This window comes from Halotia branconii CENA392 (assembly GCF_029953635.1).
GTDB lineage: Bacteria > Cyanobacteriota > Cyanobacteriia > Cyanobacteriales > Nostocaceae > Halotia > Halotia branconii.
Window position 1 is genome coordinate 2,240,402 of sequence record NZ_CP124543.1, and the last position, 17,900, is coordinate 2,258,301.

General features: G+C 39.7%; 13 protein-coding genes. 10 read left to right on the forward strand and 3 right to left on the reverse strand.

Features of this window, described 5'->3' with window-relative positions:
* Window positions 1-85: 85 nt before the first annotated feature.
* The 8 genes from QI031_RS09900 to QI031_RS09935 all read left to right on the forward strand — a co-directional run bounded on the left by QI031_RS09900 (window position 86) and on the right by QI031_RS09935 (window position 10,252).
* Window positions 86-655: a prepilin-type N-terminal cleavage/methylation domain-containing protein gene (locus QI031_RS09900; RefSeq protein ID WP_281485007.1), complete on the forward strand. Its 570-nt coding sequence runs from the start codon at window positions 86-88 to the stop codon at window positions 653-655.
* 268 nt (window positions 656-923) lie between these two features.
* Entirely contained in the window at window positions 924-1,559 is a 636-nt protein-coding gene (locus tag QI031_RS09905) for a TIGR04282 family arsenosugar biosynthesis glycosyltransferase (RefSeq protein WP_281485008.1), read from the forward strand.
* A gap of 269 nt (window positions 1,560-1,828) precedes the next feature.
* Window positions 1,829-2,671, forward strand: coding sequence for a hormogonium polysaccharide biosynthesis protein HpsJ (hpsJ-B, locus tag QI031_RS09910; RefSeq protein WP_281485009.1), 843 nt, complete (start codon window positions 1,829-1,831; stop codon window positions 2,669-2,671).
* A 231-nt stretch (window positions 2,672-2,902) separates the two neighbouring features.
* Window positions 2,903-3,799, forward strand: a complete 897-nt coding sequence (locus tag QI031_RS09915; protein WP_281485010.1) for a glycosyltransferase family 2 protein — start codon at window positions 2,903-2,905, stop codon at window positions 3,797-3,799.
* 532 nt (window positions 3,800-4,331) lie between these two features.
* Window positions 4,332-5,111 carry a DUF502 domain-containing protein gene (locus QI031_RS09920; RefSeq protein ID WP_281485980.1) on the forward strand — a complete coding sequence of 260 codons (780 nt, stop codon included), beginning with the start codon at window positions 4,332-4,334 and terminating at the stop codon, window positions 5,109-5,111.
* Window positions 5,112-5,216: 105 nt separating this feature from the next.
* Window positions 5,217-5,846 (forward strand): transcription antitermination factor NusB, encoded by a 630-nt coding sequence (nusB, locus tag QI031_RS09925; protein ID WP_281485011.1) that lies wholly within the window; start codon window positions 5,217-5,219, stop codon window positions 5,844-5,846.
* Between the two features lie 225 nt (window positions 5,847-6,071).
* A complete protein-coding gene (ftsY, locus tag QI031_RS09930; RefSeq protein WP_281485012.1) occupies window positions 6,072-7,799 on the forward strand; it encodes a signal recognition particle-docking protein FtsY in 1,728 nt (575 codons plus the stop codon).
* 1,067 nt (window positions 7,800-8,866) lie between these two features.
* Window positions 8,867-10,252, forward strand: coding sequence for a PP2C family protein-serine/threonine phosphatase (locus QI031_RS09935; RefSeq protein ID WP_281485013.1), 1,386 nt, complete (start codon window positions 8,867-8,869; stop codon window positions 10,250-10,252).
* A gap of 76 nt (window positions 10,253-10,328) precedes the next feature.
* On the opposite strand, the gene QI031_RS09940 is transcribed toward QI031_RS09935, so the two are convergent.
* The gene (locus QI031_RS09940; RefSeq protein WP_281485014.1) at window positions 10,329-11,333 is read right to left on the reverse strand and encodes a DUF2278 family protein; all 1,005 of its coding nucleotides are present in this window, start codon (window positions 11,331-11,333) and stop codon (window positions 10,329-10,331) included.
* Window positions 11,334-11,997: 664 nt separating this feature from the next.
* Here QI031_RS09940 and ilvC point away from each other — a divergent pair.
* Entirely contained in the window at window positions 11,998-12,993 is a 996-nt protein-coding gene (gene ilvC, locus QI031_RS09945) for a ketol-acid reductoisomerase (protein ID WP_281485015.1), read from the forward strand.
* A gap of 53 nt (window positions 12,994-13,046) precedes the next feature.
* On the opposite strand, the gene QI031_RS09950 is transcribed toward ilvC, so the two are convergent.
* Window positions 13,047-13,814, reverse strand: a complete 768-nt coding sequence (locus QI031_RS09950; protein ID WP_281485016.1) for a hypothetical protein — start codon at window positions 13,812-13,814, stop codon at window positions 13,047-13,049.
* 660 nt (window positions 13,815-14,474) lie between these two features.
* Here QI031_RS09950 and QI031_RS09955 point away from each other — a divergent pair.
* Window positions 14,475-15,572 (forward strand): right-handed parallel beta-helix repeat-containing protein, encoded by a 1,098-nt coding sequence (locus tag QI031_RS09955; RefSeq protein ID WP_281485017.1) that lies wholly within the window; start codon window positions 14,475-14,477, stop codon window positions 15,570-15,572.
* 39 nt (window positions 15,573-15,611) lie between these two features.
* Here QI031_RS09955 and QI031_RS09960 read toward each other — a convergent pair whose 3' ends face one another.
* Window positions 15,612-17,855, reverse strand: coding sequence for a GumC family protein (locus QI031_RS09960; RefSeq protein ID WP_281485018.1), 2,244 nt, complete (start codon window positions 17,853-17,855; stop codon window positions 15,612-15,614).
* Between the last annotated feature and the right edge of the window lie 45 nt (window positions 17,856-17,900).

The window sequence follows — 17,900 nt, forward strand, 5'->3', positions numbered from 1 at the left end:
AAAGTCTTTACTACAAAATTAATTACAATAATTTTACATTGTGAAACATAGTTTTATTCCAGCCGACTTACTTAATTAACCGCAGATGGACGTAAATAAGTCTGTACAGAAACAATATTTAATTAATAAAAACAAATGTTTTAAAAATCACTCTAATAGCGGTTTCACGTTAGTAGAGATGTTAGTAGTTGTGATGATAATTGGTATATTAGGCGCTTTGGCAGTACCTAATTGGCTGGCTTTCGTTAATGTTCAGTCTCTCAACACTGCACAAAATCAAGTTTATCTTGCTATGCGTCAAGCCCAAAGCCAAGCTACTAAAGAAAAATTAACTTGGCAAGTTAGTTTTCGTGAACAAAATGGCGTTATTCAATGGGCAGTTCATCCTGCTACAGTTAATCCATCTGCTGCTAAATGGAATAACCTAGATTCCAACGTGCGCTTAGATTCTGAGACAACTTTGCAATTGTCAAATGGAATACGCAAAGCTCAATTTGACTACAAAGGTAATGTTAATGTGTTCAGACGAATCACGTTATCTAGCAAATATGGTGGTAAAGTTAAACGTTGTGTCTATATCTCCACACTTTTAGGCGCAATGCGAACCGCAAAAGAGCATACTAGAGCTAATAGTGACGGTGACTATTGCTATTAAAATATTTTTAGTACTCGTAATGAAAAACTAAGCCCTTGCCATTACTTCGCTGCGTACCCTGCGGGAACGTTAAGAGCAAACGTAATGACATAAAATCATAAGCCGTGCGTAACTTCTATTTAGTTAACTCAAATTAAGGTATTAGGTGCTAAAACCGTCAAGATTAGGGTGTTGGGTTTCCTTACGTCAACCCAACCTACTGACTAAAGCACTGTTTAAGGCTTAACAAACTAATACAATTTAATTTTATTAACAAGGTAAAAATTGTGTGCTGAAATCATCCAAAAGTCTCAAGCAGCACTTAATTATTTTCACTCGTTATCCCGAACCAGGAAAGACAAAAACCAGAATGATACCTGCTTTGGGCGCTGTTGGCGCTGCTAATTTGCAACGAGAAATGACTGAACATACGATATCTCAGGTTAAAGAATTACAAAAAGCAACTGATATATCTTTAGAAGTGCGGTTTAGTGATGGTAATTTGCAGTTAATGCAGAATTGGCTGGGGCTGGATTTATTTTACCAGTCTCAGGGTGAGGGAGATTTGGGTTTACGGATGGCGCGATCGCTTTTCGATGCCTTTGAATTTGGTAGAGAACAAGTAATTGTTATCGGCACTGATTGCCCTGATGTAAATTCCCAGATTCTTACCAAAGCCTTTGAACAACTGCATACCTGTGATCTTGTACTCGGCCCGGCAATTGACGGTGGTTACTATTTGATTGGTTTGCGTCGCCTCATCCCAGAATTATTCGTTAACATCAACTGGGGAACCTCTCAAGTATTGCAACAAACTGTGGACATTGCTGAGGAACTCAAGATATCACTTGTATATTTGCCACCTTTGGCTGATGTTGATTTTCCAGAGGATCTGCCGATTTGGGAACGAGCTTGCTCAAAGTAGATAGTTGGTCTTATAGAAGCGGTAAATTGCGTCTCTACTAGCTACTCTCGTCGTATCTTGAAACACCTAGAATTTCCTGAAGACACTCAAGATAACAAATGTTACTGTGGTGTAATTTCAAACTAAGAGGCCGAAAACCCTGACCAGTATTCTATTTACCTTTTTCCCATATAACAGACAGGTTGATGGAATAGGCAGGGTCATGGGAACAATATTCAAGTAACTTTAAATAGGACAATCACTCTGATCTACCACAAGTTTAAACAACTATGACTAAACGTTTTACCTCTTTTAACGCTGCTCTCACACTAAAAGTGGTGGGAATCATCTTAATTTTGTCCTTTTTGCTTGACTTTTTGATTCTATTATTGCCTTTCCAGCCAACTGATAGAGCATGGCAAATCAATCTAGCAACTGCACTAGTGGATAGAGGAATTGTGCCTCTGGTAGGTTTGGGAATGTTGTTCGTTGGCTATTGGATGAATGAAGCTACTAGTGATAGCGATCGCCCACAAGCTGTAGACTTAAGATTTCCCGCCTTGATACTATCCAGTGTTTTGGGTTTAATTTTCTTGCTGATTTTTCCTCTGCACCTCAACAATGTCCGTCAAGCTAGCGCTCAAACGGTAAATCAAATTAACCAAGATGCTGAACAGGCAGAAAACCAGCTGAAAAACCAATTATCTCAATTTCAAGCCCAACTCAACAACGACCAAGGAAAAGCTCAGTTAGAACAGTTGCGGAACCAAGCGAGAGCTCAGTTTAGTGAACTGCTCAAAGACGATCAAAAATATCAACAAGCACTTAATAACCCTCAAATTCCGCAAGCGCAGAAAGAATTACTTAAGAAATTTAAAGCAAATCCCCAAGAACTTGACAAGTTTATTGCCCAACAAACAGATCCTCAAGGATTGGCAAATCAAAGATTGAGCCAAATTCGCCAGCGCAAGGAAGAAGCTCAAAAACAAGCTAAAGACAACGCTTGGAAATCTGGTTTACGGATTGGTATTAGCAGTTTACTGTTATCTATCGGTTACATTATTATCGGCTGGACAGGGTTACGTGGTGTGGGTGGCTTACAAAGTAGTGGACGTAAAGCAACTGCACGTTAATTCTTAAAGCAATGGGGAAAAGAGGCTAGGGGCTAGGGGCTAGGGGTTAGAGTTGTGAATTTAATTCATCAGAAAACTGCTATAACTCCTAACTCCTAACTTTAACTATTAACTATAGGACTCATATTTGATTTTTACGAAGCTAACTATACCTCAAAGAGCCTTGTTCCCTACCTATGCAAGTAATTTCACCAAATCAAACCGGATTCCTATATTAACTAAAACTTAGAAATGTTCTCAATTTACATACTCACATATAACGAAGAACTAGATATTGCTGCTTGTATTGAATCGGCAATGCTATCAGATGACATTATAGTTGTGGATTCATGCAGTAGCGATCGCACTGTAGAAATTGCCAGCCGTTATCCTATCCGCGTCGTCCAACATCCTTTTAAAAGTCACGGACAACAACGTACTTGGATGTTAGAATCTATACCTCCTAAATATGAGTGGGTTTATATTCTCGAAGCCGATGAACGCATGACACCAGAATTATTTGCTGAATGTGTACAGGCAAGTCAAAATCCAGATTATATTGGCTACTACGTTGCTGAACGCGTAATGTTTATGAATCATTGGATTCGTTACAGTACCCAATATCCCCGTTACCAAATGCGTTTGTTCCGTCATGGTAAAGTTTGGTTTACAGACTACGGTCATACTGAACGGGAAGTTTGTGAAGGTGTCACCAGTTTCTTAAAGGAAACCTATCCTCATTACACTTCTAGCAAAGGTTTAAGTCGCTGGATTGAAAAACATAACCGTTATTCCACGGATGAAGCCAAGGAAACTTTATATCAATTACAACAAGGTAAAGTTAACTGGCGAGATTTGTTCTTAGGCAAGTCGGAAGTTGAAAGACGACGCGCCCTCAAGGATTTGTCGTTGCGTTTACCCGCTAGACCTTTACTACGCTTTTTATATATGTATTTTATTTTAGGTGGTTGTCTCGATGGACGTGCTGGTATGGCTTGGTGTACATTGCAGGCATTTTATGAATACCTGATTTTGCTGAAAGTTTGGGAAATGCAGCATCTACCCACCCCCAATTTAGAAGCAAAAATATCTCCAGATATGGAAATACCTAACACAGCTTCCACAACCACAAAAGTTGATGCAGTTTAAGCTTTTTTATTCATGTTATGTAAGTAGACTGGAATAAGGTAAATTCCATTAATGAATTTACCGCAGCCGTTGGTTTCGACTTCGCTCAACCAACGGAAGAATCGAGAGTTGAGCGAACTTGTACTGACTTGTACTGAGTTTAGCTGAGCGTAGCCGAAGTAGCGCAGTCGAAGTAGCGCAGTCGAAGTAGTCGAAACTCGTCAGCACAAGTCACTAGCTAAAACTAATCATCTGTTGAGCCTGTGGTACTTTGGGAATCGTAGGCAGCTTTTGATAGAGCGCGGTAAGATTAGTAATATCCCAGAGGCTTGCAACAATCATTTACAAGTCATACAAAGAAAAGTAACATTCTCAAAGACAAACCAGCCATCATTTTGGTTGATGCATGACAATATGTACGGTTGTAGAAAAACATTCAGCAGTCAGTGCGTATTCTTGTGTTAGTAAGCCGGATGCTTGCAGTTTTGGGTATAAAGCTTGGGGCAAAAAAACGCCACAAGTGATGTCTTTACAATTGGACAAATCTGCTGGTATGAGTACCAATAACAAACGTTCCACTAGCCTAGAAAAGGAGAATACGGGCTTGGGAATTAACCGCTTAAAACAGGATTTAAAAAATGACCTGATTGCTGGTTTGTTGGTGATAATTCCGCTAGCAACCACTATCTGGCTAACGATTACTATTGCCAGTTGGGTCATTAATTTCCTCACTCAAGTTCCCAAACAACTTAATCCCTTTGATGGGTTACACCCTATATTAGTAAATCTACTTAATTTAGCAGTGGGACTGGCTGTACCACTACTGAGTATTTTGTTAATTGGGTTAATGGCTCGGAATATTGCTGGGCGCTGGTTATTAGATTTTGGGGAACGGTTATTGCAGGCGATTCCCTTAGCTGGACAGGTATACAAAACTCTAAAACAACTTTTAGAAACATTACTAAAAGATTCCAATAATAGGTTTCGTCGGGTAATTTTAGTAGAATATCCCCGGCGCGAAATGTGGGCGATCGCTTTTGTCACTGGTGCAGTTGGTAGTGATATTCAAGCTCAAATGTCTCGCCCCATGCTGAGTATTTTTGTTCCCACCACCCCAAACCCAACTACAGGATGGTATGCGATCGTTCCAGAGGACGAAGTAGTAAACCTATCAATGTCGGTAGAAGACGCTTTTAAGGTAGTAGTTTCTGGCGGTATTGTATCTCCAAACGCTTCCCTGCCTTCCTTAATGATTTCTAAAGACCATAATTTGGAAACACCAACCCTACAAACCAAGCGCCCAAGTGTTCCTGTAGAAGAAACTTCAACTTAAAGTCAATCCGGTAAATTCACCAGCAATATAGATAAGATGGTTGTCTGACTCTGCCACAATGTATTAACTCCTAACCCTTTAATTAGTGCTTAGACACTCACTTCCATGCAAGACAGAAAACCCCAGCAAATTGCTCGTGAATTGGCGCTGTTAAGTCTTAGCCAATTGCCGATAAATGCGAAAAAAATAACCGAAGAACATCTACCCAAGTTGGTGCTAGCAACAGTACGCACCCTCAGATCAGAAGTGCAAGATAGTCTAGATAATGCTGCTGCTGAACTACAACGCAGCAGCGATCGCCTCTTAACTAGCGAAACTCGTGCCTCAGATCTCAATAGTGCTAGAACTATGCTCAAAGAGGCGATTGAATGCACCCAAACAGCAATCAATCAACTGGGTGCAGCAGTTGAATTTCCAGAATTAATTCAGCTAGCTAATCAAGATCGGGAAGTTGGCAGATATGCCATCCAAATTGTCAAACTTGTCAATGAAGAGCGAGTTGCGATCGATGAACGAATCGGTTCTGCTTTGGTAGATTGGCAAGTCACTCGCCTAGCCCAAATCGATAAAGATATCCTCCGCATAGCTGTAGGAGAAATGCTGTTTTTAGGACTTCCAGACAGCGTAGTTGTTAACGAAGCTGTGTTGCTAGCCAAACGTTACAGTGGAGACGATGGTCATCGTTTCATTAACGGTGTTCTACGCCGAGTTACAGAGCAAAAAAAGACTGCATAATCGTAATTCGTAATTCGTAATACTCGCCAAAGGCGAGAAGCAAGCTACGTAATTCGTAATTTAAGAGGGACAGAACAACGGCTAATTATCTTTTCTCTCTGCCCCTCTGCTGTATAAGAGGTGAGGATAACCCGGAAGTTTTTACCCCAAGAAAGAGTAAAGAGTTAAATTAAACTTATAACTAATAACTCATAATCCATATAACAACTAATACCGCTAGGTGCAATGGTTTTTAATTGGTTCCGTCGTCAACACAACGATTCTTCTAACACCCCCTCTGAAAAAACACAACAAGAAACTCCTTTAGCAAAAGAACCCCAACCAGAACCAGCCGAAACGGCAAACCCAACAACAGAAACTGCACAAGATTCAAGTACAGATTTGTTGGCGTTTGCTAAAGCTGCTTATAAAAATATCCAGCAAAAACAACAATCTCCAGAAGTTGCAACGCCACCTAACTCAGAAATTGCCTCATCACCAATACCAAAAACCGAGGCGATAGAAACCGCACAACCACCAGAAGCAGTTTCTACCGTAGCTGAAGCCAATGAAACAGCACAATCTCCAGAGATAGCTGCAACTGTTGCTGAAACCACTGAGGAAGTAGCAGAAATTACTGAGAAACAGTCTGTATCTACTGCTGGGGTTGATTCGGTTACAGAAATTACTGAGGAACAGCTTGTATCTACCTCAGAGGTTGAATCGGTGGCAGAAACTACTGAGGAGCCAGTAACACTTAATCCAGAACTAATAGTAGAAGAAACCGAATCACCAAAAGCAACACCAGTAAATTTATCTTTTTTAGAAAGAGCCGCAGCAGAACGGCAAGCAAAGCAAGAACGACTAATAGCTAGTGCGATTGAAGTACCAGAACCAGAAGTATTAACACCTGCTGTAGCATCGACAACTACCACATCAGAAACAGCAGAGGTACTACCTGAACTGGCTTTTGATGAAGGATTTATGTGGTCAACAGAAGTTTTGGCAGCCCAAGGTAGGCGACCAGAAGATGTTTCTATTGAAGAGATTACTTGGTTGAAGAAGTTACGGCAAGGGTTAGATAAAACCCGTCGTAACATTCTCAATCAATTGAAGGCGATCGTTGGGCAAGGGCCGTTAAACCAAGCGGCGGTGGCAGAAATCGAGGCTGCACTTTTGCAAGCTGATGTGGGTGTAGAAGCAACAGATTACATTATTAGCGAATTACAGAAAAAACTACGAGCAGAAGTTACTGCACCAGAAGAAGCGATCGCTTTCCTCAAAGAAATATTGCGGGATATGTTAGATCAGCCGCTGAAGGAATCCCACAAATCTAGCTTTGCTCCAGACAAAGAAACTCTGAATATTTGGTTAATTACTGGGGTTAATGGCGCTGGTAAAACCACTACGATCGGCAAAATCTCTCACTTAGCCCAAAAATCGGGCTATAAATGCCTAATTGGGGCAGCAGACACATTCCGGGCTGCTGCTGTAGAACAGGTGAAGGTTTGGGGTACTAGAAGCGGCGTAGAAGTAATTTCTAATCCTGGGAAGAATACAGATCCGGCTGCTGTGGTGTTCGATGCGATCGCCGCTGCCCAAGCACGAGAAACTGAGTTACTTTTGGTAGATACTGCTGGGCGACTGCAAAACAAGAAAAATTTAATGGACGAACTCAGCAAAATTCGCCGGATTATCGATAAAAAAGCCCCTAAGGCCAAAATCGAATCTCTGTTGGTTTTAGATGCTACTCTGGGTCAAAATGGCTTGCGGCAAGCTGAAGTTTTCTCCCAAGCGGCTCAACTTAGCGGTGTAGTGTTAACCAAACTGGATGGTACTGCCAAAGGAGGAGTTGCTCTGGCCGTTGTGCAGCAACTCGGTTTACCCATTCGCTTTATTGGGGCTGGCGAAGGAATTGAAGATTTACGTCCTTTTTCTAGCTACGAGTTTGTCGAAGCTCTATTGAGTGGTTAATTTCAAATTTTTCAGTTAAGCTCTTTTCTGAGAAAACCAAATTATTTTAGGACTTAGTACTCTGGTATTGTCATTGCGATTAACTAGAAATACAATACTGGCAAAAACCTAAGTCCTAAAACTGTTAGTTTGCTATCAAGTATGGTAAATTCTGCTAAAACCTTACTTTAACGCTGTTGTTCTGGGAGCATCTTATCCGTTTATGGCAAATCGCCCTGACAAAATTACCTGCAAATATTCTCTAGCGGTAAATTAAAAGTCGTAAATATAACACTCTAATTACAATGACTAGTTGAATTTTAAAGTTAAAAATTTTGGGTAATGGTCTTTCTTAACCAAATGTCACTAGCTTTATATAGCAGTTCTCAATTACATGAGGTACATAGCCACTAATACCGTTTCACTTTAAAAATTGATACAAATAGTCAGGAGGGGAGCAGGGAGCATACTTCGACTACGCTCAGTAACCAGGGGGAAAAAATTAAAGACCAATCATCTGTTTCAAATATTTCGTGAAATGTTATAACCACTAGTCCTTGAACTCAACGAGATGTACCTCACTAAAAGGATAAGCGCTATAGTTATTTTTTGAGTAAGCTAAAGTGCATCTAAAAATTTGCTGATTTTCAGTTTTAGATGTGATTGTTAGCTTTTTATTCCCTGAAGCTAATCTCTGAGAATACTCTTATCCACTAGACTATGATCTTATTAGCTTGATTAACCAATCGAAAACCATAACAAAATAATTTTGCTACTAAAAGATTTATCTATGTCTAAAGTAGTATGATTTGCTAATTAAGTTATGGAAAATGGAGTAACTTTCTAAATGCTGAGAAGAATTACTGACTTTTGCCAGGAATTTGCCATTAAAAATAAGTTGTAAGAAGTTACTATATTTATCTAGAAAAGTCACAAGCAAATGCAATACTTGTATCAAGTCGCATCCTACGTCTTTCTACTCTTGCTAAAGGGACAAATCTTGTCTCAATATGGTTTAGCAATGCCAAAAGCAAAGAGTTTATAAATAATCTATATCTGTTGCTTCTAAGCGCAATAATAACTGTACTGTGTCTCAACTGCCCTCTCAACCCACTGATAGTAATAGTAGTGCCACGACAGATGTCACCCCAGTCGTGGCACTTAAAGAACTTGTGGCGCGGTTGCACCGAGAACAAAATAAAATTCAAGATTTGCTCAGTTCTCTAGGATTTGCCCTCAGAAGTTTTAATAACTTGAATCAGTTTTTAGAGCTGATTCCATTGATGGCAACAAGAGTTACAGATGCAGACGGCAGTGCTTTGTTTCTTTACAAACCTAACGGTCAAGTCAGACTAGAACAGTTACACTGGCAGGACAGTCGCCAGCGAAAGAACATCCGTAAAGCTTTAGAAACAGCTAGTAGTCAAATCATCCTCCCGCACAGTACTGCCCCTTTAGCAACTGCTACAGGGATTTTGGATGACCAAATGCATCAGTATTTGGGACCAGACGTACAAGTATTTGGTACAGCAATTCTGGTCAAACATACGGAGCGAGGGTGGCTTTACGTCTTGAGCCGCGATCCAGAATATAGTTGGACAGATACCAGACAAAAGTTAGTTCGGTTAGTTGCAGATCAAACGGCGGTAGCAATTGAAAACGATGAATTAGCAGTAGAACTCAGAAAGAAAGAACGCTTAGATCAAGAACTAGAAATTGGCGCAGAAATTCAACGGCGACTTTTACCCCGTCAATGTCCCATTATTCCTGGTGCAGTTCTGGCTGCAAGGTGTAAACCTGCAAATCGCGTTGGTGGAGACTACTACGATTTTATTCCTACTAATCACAATCAAATTCAACTTAGCAACAGAATTGCTCAAAAAGTTGGCCGTTGGGGTTTGGTAATTGGGGATGTTATGGGTAAGGGTGTCCCCGCAGGTTTAATTATGACAATGATGCGAGGAATGCTGAAAGGAGAGGTGTTGCATGGTAATTCTCCCGCTGGAATTTTGCAAAACTTGAATCGAGTTATGTATGCGGATTTGGAAAATTCCCACCGTTTTGTCACGTTGTTTTATTCAGAATATAATCCCCAGACACGGATTTTATCCTATAGTAATGCAGCCCATAATCCTCCCTTGTGGTGGCACGCAGCCACAAAAACTATCACCCGGTTGGATACCCTAGGAATGTTGATTGGTTTAGATGCTAATAGCCAATATGAAAATGCCCAGGCACAGTTAGAACCTGGGGATACAATAATTTATTATACAGATGGTCTCACTGATGCGGCTGCGGCTAGTGGCGATCGCTTTGATGAAGAAAACTTCGTTACCGCCTTCAGTGTAGCTTGCAGCTACTACAACGGGCCACAAGAAATTGTAGATTATCTATTTGACCAAGTTCAACAATTCATCGGTAATGGTCAGCAAAATACTGATGATATGACGCTAGTTGTTCTACAAATTCAATAGTTGATTAGCTTTTGATCAAAAGAAGCAGGGGTTTGAAACCCCGACTACATTTGCCTCCTGTTTCTTCGTTGACTAATCAAAACACAATTGTCCAACCTTGCTTTTGAATATCTTGCTTGGTATAAGAAATACCATCAATCTTGATGCCTTTATCATCAAGCAAAGTGATGATCCCACCATTGTTACTTAATTGGATACCGTCTTGACGTAAAGATACTTTTAGAGTTTCACCCGCATTGATAATGTCACTTATAGATTGTTTGTTCTTGGCTCTGTCTGCCAATGCCCAACCATTTAAGTCAATTTTATCTGGTGAGGTGTTAATTAAAGTCACTGTCTCCTTACCTATATCATCTCCTGAAGGATTTACCAAAGCAGCAATAATGCGAACCGCCGAAGTTACCGCAATTGGTGTTACCACATCATCTGTATCTATTCTGTTACCTGTGGTATCATCGGTATGGAATGCTTGGGATTGGAAGGCTAAAAAGATGCCTACCCATTGATTTCGGGTTGGGTAGTGAATCAACAGACCACCATCTTGCCAAACACCGTTATCTTTTTGAAATTGAGCAGCATTACCCTGGTTCATGTGGATGTCATGGATACCGTTACCAGGGAGAAAACCAAAATACTTATCCTTGATATCTTGTTCTGGACCCCACTTTTCACCAAAAGGATAGAGAACTGCATCTGGTGAAGCGATCGCCCGTGCAATGTATAGTTCTAGTAATTCGTTGAGGTCATTATCTGGCCCTGGTACGTTGTACGGCAACGGTTTCATCTGTTGTGGATCAAACAAATTTCCTCGAATGTAGTCTAAAGCTAATCCTCCAGGTTTGCTTGTCAACTCATTGAAGCCGAAATCCAATTCCTGTAGTTCTTTAGTGATTGGATGAGAGAAATTCTCGTCTACAAAGTAAAGCAATTCTGATGGACTTTGCTTTGATTTAACGTTGATAGCGATGCGATGCTTTTGTTTTTCGTCAGTCACAAGCACTTGGTAATGGGGAGATGGTCCCTCACCCAGCTTGCGATTTATAGCCCGACCTTTGAGAACACCGTAATTTTTTAAAGGCATCTACTTCTCCTACAATTTCATGGTGCAAAAGATGACATTAGGGTAATACTTAATATCGGGCGTTGAAAGTTTAATCATCAAAGGTACATAATTTCGTACCTTGGTAGTCAATCGCAAGCGAATTAAATCCTCTGCTGTTTTTTCTAGGGTTTCTTACTGTAAGGTCATAAGCATATCCACAGAGTTGGCATCATACTAACATGACGTTTTTGTGTTGTTTAGTCTGAGAGTACATTTATAAAGCAAGAAAGCGAAGCGGGTATAAAGCCAAGGCTTTCTCCTCTGCACTCTGCAATAATTCCTCTATATTGCAAAATAAGAATTAAGATTATGCAATAATTGCATATTGGGGATGCAAGTAAGTCCGACAGATGCCATTCTCATGAATAGGAATAGAGTCGATGGCATATTACAGATAAATCCCCTGGTGCTTACCAGGGGCTTTTATTTGGAGGTTAAGATGCCACCGCACGATATTTGCCATACTTCTAGTCAATATTTCCATAGTTGAGCTAGCGATCGCTTTCGTTTTTGACAGATGCAAACCCAAATCAAGTCAGACTTTCTTAATTACGAATTACGGTTGTCCTTTGGTTCCTCAATTTGGGGTACAATCAAAAGCCTGCCAATAAATGACGATGCTTGCTGACAGGAGATGCTTCTTATGGCCCGGATGTATTATGACGAAGATGCCAATTTAGACCTTTTGGCGGGAAAAACTATTGCGATTATCGGCTATGGTTCCCAAGGTCATGCCCATGCCCTCAATCTTAAAGATAGTGGTTTGAATGTGATTGTGGGTTTATATCCGGGTAGTAAGTCAGTAGAAAAAGCCACAGCGGCCGGCTTAACTGTGAAAAATGTTGCCGATGCAGCCAATGCGGCTGATTTCATCATGATTTTGTTACCTGATGAAGTGCAAAAAACAATTTACAAAAATGAGATTGAACCAAATCTAGAAGAGGGAAACGTGTTAGCTTTTGCACACGGGTTCAATATTCACTTTGGACAAGTCGTACCACCTGCTAACGTAGATGTAGTGATGGTAGCACCCAAAGGGCCGGGACATCTGGTACGGCGAACTTATGAACAAGGAGAAGGTGTACCAGCGCTGTTTGCAATTTATCAAGATGCTAGCGGTCGGGCGCGCGATCGCGCGATGGCTTATGCTAGAGGTATTGGTGGTACTCGTGCGGGAATTTTAGAGACAACTTTCCGCGAAGAAACTGAAACCGATTTGTTTGGTGAACAAGCAGTATTATGTGGTGGTTTGAGTGCTTTAATCAAAGCAGGATTTGAAACTTTGGTAGAAGCAGGTTATCAACCAGAATTAGCTTATTTTGAATGTCTTCACGAAGTCAAATTAATTGTTGACTTAGTTGTAGAAGGTGGTTTAGCTAAAATGCGCGATAGCATCTCTAATACCGCAGAATACGGCGATTATACCCGTGGTCCGCGGATTGTCAATGACCAAACCAAAGCTGAGATGCAAAAGATTCTCAGTGAAATTCAATCAGGACAATTTGCACGGGAGTTCGTTTTAGAAAATCAATCTGGTAAACCGGGATTTACCGCCATGCGTCGCCAAGAAGCCGAACATCCCATTGAAGAAGTTGGTAAGGATTTACGTGCGATGTTTAGCTGGTTGAAAAAGGTTTAGTTATAATAGATGTTCGGTGAACAGTAAACATTTAACTGAAAACTGTTCACTGATTATTGTGAATTTCTCAAAAATGAATTTATTCTAAAAACTGCATGTCTAATGCTGTTTTCATCACTATATTCTGGATTAATTGGGATATTTTTACCAAATTTCATTATGATTACAGATCGATAAAGCTTAGAATACTTAAACTGTTTTTCTTGAATATCAATACATATAATTTGTTCTAATGGATGTTCTATAATTGTTTGACCACGTAAACCTTTACGTTCTATTAATACTTTATTAAGAGTTTTATAAAAAGTGCAATTGCTGACAGGTGATGTTGCCAAAAAAACGCCAACAGTCATCAGAATTAGCATCAATAAGCTGATAAAAAATATATGGTTACGCTGATTTTGTTGCACTAATAGAGAAGATCGCTGAGAGCTGATAAAATCGTTGATTTGAAAAGCAACTTCCTGGTTTACTTGATAGCTAAGATGTGACAACAAAGCATACTCTCCAAAGGAAGTGACAACTACAACTTGATATGTTTTTCCCCCCTTACTACCGCTTCTTGTGATCATATATGCTTCTTGGGGGTCAAAAATTTTAAGTTTTTCTGCATTTCCCAGTAAATTAAACCGCTTCAATTCACAGTTAATTTGATTTGATGAAAGGCGATCGCAATTTAAACGAGCTGAAGCAGCATCGAAAAATAGACAATAAATCAAAAAACTTAAACAGACTGCAAAAATACTTATCCCACTTAACCATTTTGTGATTGGTCGATGCTGCAATCGCAATCGAGTACGAGTTTCTTCTACAACTTTCATCAATATTTTTGTATAAAATGTCTAGTCTATAAGTCCAGTATTCCCTCCATAGCTCATCTAATTACTTTCCTTTTCCTTATTCTTCTGGTTATATTCTCCCAATAATCGGCAAAATCGGTTGGTGGATAAAGATGTGTCTGCGATGGATGAAAGAAACGAAAATCAGGATTATCTAAGAAGGCGATCGCAGACACAAAATATGAGGTTAAGGTCAATCTGAAGTATAAATACGCTACATAAATAGTTATGAAGAATACATGAAGTTATTATCCTGTTGCTATCTTTTGCATACATAGTTGTTTAGTGTAATCACAGTTGGCACACTTATTTCTTCAAAGTATCTTTGGATGGCGGTGTTCATAAAAGTGTGTTCCTATGTTAGTGAAAAGTGTTGTTTCAAGCTTATCCATCGTATTTTCCTGCGTATTTGTTGGTTATTTTAATGTACAAAAAGCAACTTCAGCGACAAATATTCAGACCGGATCTAACCATGAAGAAGAGATAAAGCATGACTCTAAGCTAATCAGTATTGCAACTCCGACAACATATTATGTTAGTGGTAGCGGGAGTGACAGTAATAGTGGACTCTCTACTTCTTCGCCCTTTAGAACAATTCAAAAGGCAGCAGATCTCACAAACCCTGGGGATAGAGTGCTAATCATGAACGGAGTGTACACAAATGCATACCCTAGTTATGTGGTATACCTAAGTCGCTCTGGAACTAACAACGCCTGGATTAAGTTCCAAGCATATCCGGGACACTCACCCAAAATTAAACACAACGGATGGCATGGAATTTTGATTACCAAGGGAGCATCATATATTGAGATCAAAGGGTTAGAGGTCGAGGGAAACAATGCTAATATCACTCTTGATTATGCTAAGAGTCAGCAATACAACGGTAATAACCCACTGACAAACGGAAACTGCATTAGTATTGATGGACAAAAAACTACTCATTCTCATCACATACGTATCCTGAACAATAAAGTACATAATTGTGGAGGTTCAGGTATTGGTGCAGCCCAAACAGACTATTTGACTATAGATGGAAATGAAGTATTTAATAATGCTTGGTATTCTATCCATGCCAATAGTGGTATTGTGCTTTACCAGAATTGGAACTCTGATACCAACAAGACGGATTATAAAATGTATGTTACTAACAACAAGGTCTACAACAATCGACAATACATTCCCTGGATAGTAAACGGGAAAATAGTAGACGGCAACGGCATCATTGTAGATGATAGTCAAAATACTCAAAACGGTTCAACATTAGGCGCATATCAAGGGAGAACCTTGATTGCTAACAACCTCTCATATAAAAATGGTGGTTCAGGCATTCTTAGTTTTCGCAGCGATCGTATAGATGTTATCAACAACACACTCTACTTGAATAGCCTCAGCCCAGAAATCACCAAGGGGCAACTTGGCGCTGATGAATCTTCTAATGTCATGTTTTTCAATAACATTGTCTATTCTTCCCCTGATAAGAAGGTTAACAGTGCTTGGTTAAGTACAAATGTCACTTATAAAAAAAATATGTACTTCAATAGTTCCAAAATCTATCCTGTGTTCAGTAGTGACATTGTTGCCAACCCCCAGTTTATTAATCCTTCAACAGCTGATTTTCGATTAAAGACTACTAGCCCCGCAATTAATAGTGGCGTTAACTTCATAAAAACAGATTTTCTAAATAATCCTCGTCCTTCTGGTTCAGCTTCTGATATCGGAGCGTACGAGTACCAATTCTAATAACGAGGATACTATGGGGTTGTGTATCAAAAACTGGAATCATAGAGAAGAACTTTTATTTCTTCTAAAATTTTGTAACACAACCTCTTTCCTTGATTCTTGAGAATTGAAATATTTTGAAGAATGGTAAAAATAGTTGCTAGATTCATTTTTGTCAATGATTCCATTTACCACTAAACCTAAGACGTTGTGATTGGCTCTGTTCAACATTTCTTGAACAGCCAATGCACTGCTAGAATCAATTACACCAGGTCGGCTTACCAACAAAATTCCGTCAGACATCTGGCTTAAAGCCAAAGCATCAGCAGTCAAAAGGGCTGGTGGAGCATCAATAATTATAAAATCATACTTAGATGAAAAATCTTCGATTAATGTTGCCATCCGCTTTGAGTCCAGCAAAGCCAATGGATTCGGAGGTCTAACTCCCGCAGTTAATACATCAAGATTATCCATTACTTTGTTGACAGCCATATCAAATTTAGACTGACCTACTAAAATTTCACTCAAACCAGCTATATTTGTAAGTTCCCAAATATGATGCTGTGAAGGAACTCTCATATCTGCGTCAATAAGTAAAACTCGTCGGCCTAATTGAGCGATCGCGGCTGCTAAATTTGCTGAAACTGTAGACTTACCTTCTTTCGGTACAGCACTAGTAATTACTATAGTTTTCAAAACTTTATCAGAACTGAGAAACTTCAAATTAGCTTGAATCATCCGATACATTTCGCTAGTTAAAGAATGAGGTGTATCTCTAACAGCAACTTCTGCAATTGTGGGTTCTACTTGACGATCGCGGGAGCGTAATTTAGCAGCAGTCAAGGGAATACCACCTAGTAATGTATATCCAAATACTTCTCTTATTTCCTTTAATGTTTTGAGAGATTTATCTTTCATTTCTAGGAAGAAAACAGTAGTCGTAGACAAAAAGACACCAAGCATCACTCCTAGAACCACAACGATTAGTTTTTTTCCTGATTCTGGCTTTTGAGGAATTGTCGCCTGAGCTACAATCCTGGCATTGGGTGCATTTCTGTTTTCTGCTACCTGTAGTTCTTGTACCTTTTTTAAAAGAGTTTGATAAGTAGACTCAGCAACTTGTACCTTCCGTTCTAACTCGCGCTGAGTTTGTGTCAACTGAGGAATGATTTGCATCCGTTTTTCGTAAACAGAACGGGAGTTAGATAAAGAAGCAAGTCGATTTGACAAGCCAGAGCGTTGCAATTCTAATTGTAAGTAATTTTGGATTAGTGTTTGTCTAAGTTCTCCAAGCTGCAATAGGCGTTGCGGAACTTGTACTGATGTGCCTACAGTCTGGATAGTTTGCTGTTTTAGAAGTGCTGTTAAATTAGCTTTTCTGGCTTCGAGATTAACGATTACAGGGTTGTTTTCTTGGAAACGGCTGCGATCGCTGGCTAATTGTCGTTCTATTTCTTGAAGTTGTGTGAGAATTTCCTGCACAGCTGGTGACTGACTTAAGGCACTGACTGCGATCGCTTGTTGAGAATTGAGACCGAGTTTCTGACGCAGTTCACTAGTTTGAGCAGTTACATCTTTGAGTTGCGCTCGCACAGTATTAATCTGAGTATTTAAATCTCCGATAGTAGCAACGGCTGAATTAGTTTCTTCAGTTAAATCTGCAATGTTATTCTTCTGTTTAAACACGCGTAATTCTATTTCTGCCTTTTCAACGGCATCTTGAGTTTGTGGCAACTGTTTAGCCATAAATTTCCGCGTTGCTTCTGCCTCAGCCCGATTAGTCAAAATATCATTTTCTAAATAAAGATTCATGATGGTGTTGACTATTGCCGCGGCTTCTTTAGGATTACGGCTTTTATAAGCTAGCTGCAATACATCTGTACCACCAACTATCTTTAAAGTCAGCTTTTTTTGTAAATCTTCAACTTTTAATGCTTCACTTTCGTTATTTTGAAGTTGCAGTTGATCAATAGTGCGCTGCAACAAAGGATGAGAAGAAATTACTTCTACTTGCGTACTGATCGGATTTTGAGTTGCTACCAAGGATCTTAAATCGCCGGGTTCTTCGCCGTCAGAAGTACTAGGCAAGAGGTTAGAACCAACTACTTTAAAGGAGGGAACTCTAAATAGTAGTTTTCCTTCGGCTTCATAGGATGGTTTAAGATATAGCGTTGCTAGAGCACTCAGCGCAACTGTACCCAATAAAATGCTAGTGGCTGGCAGCCATCGCCGTTTTAAGATTAACAAGTAACGACTGAAGTCTAAATCGATAGGTTCTCTAGCTTCTATGGGGTTTGCTGACATAATATTTTAAAGGTTCAAAATTAAAGGTTTTGGGCTTTAAGATTA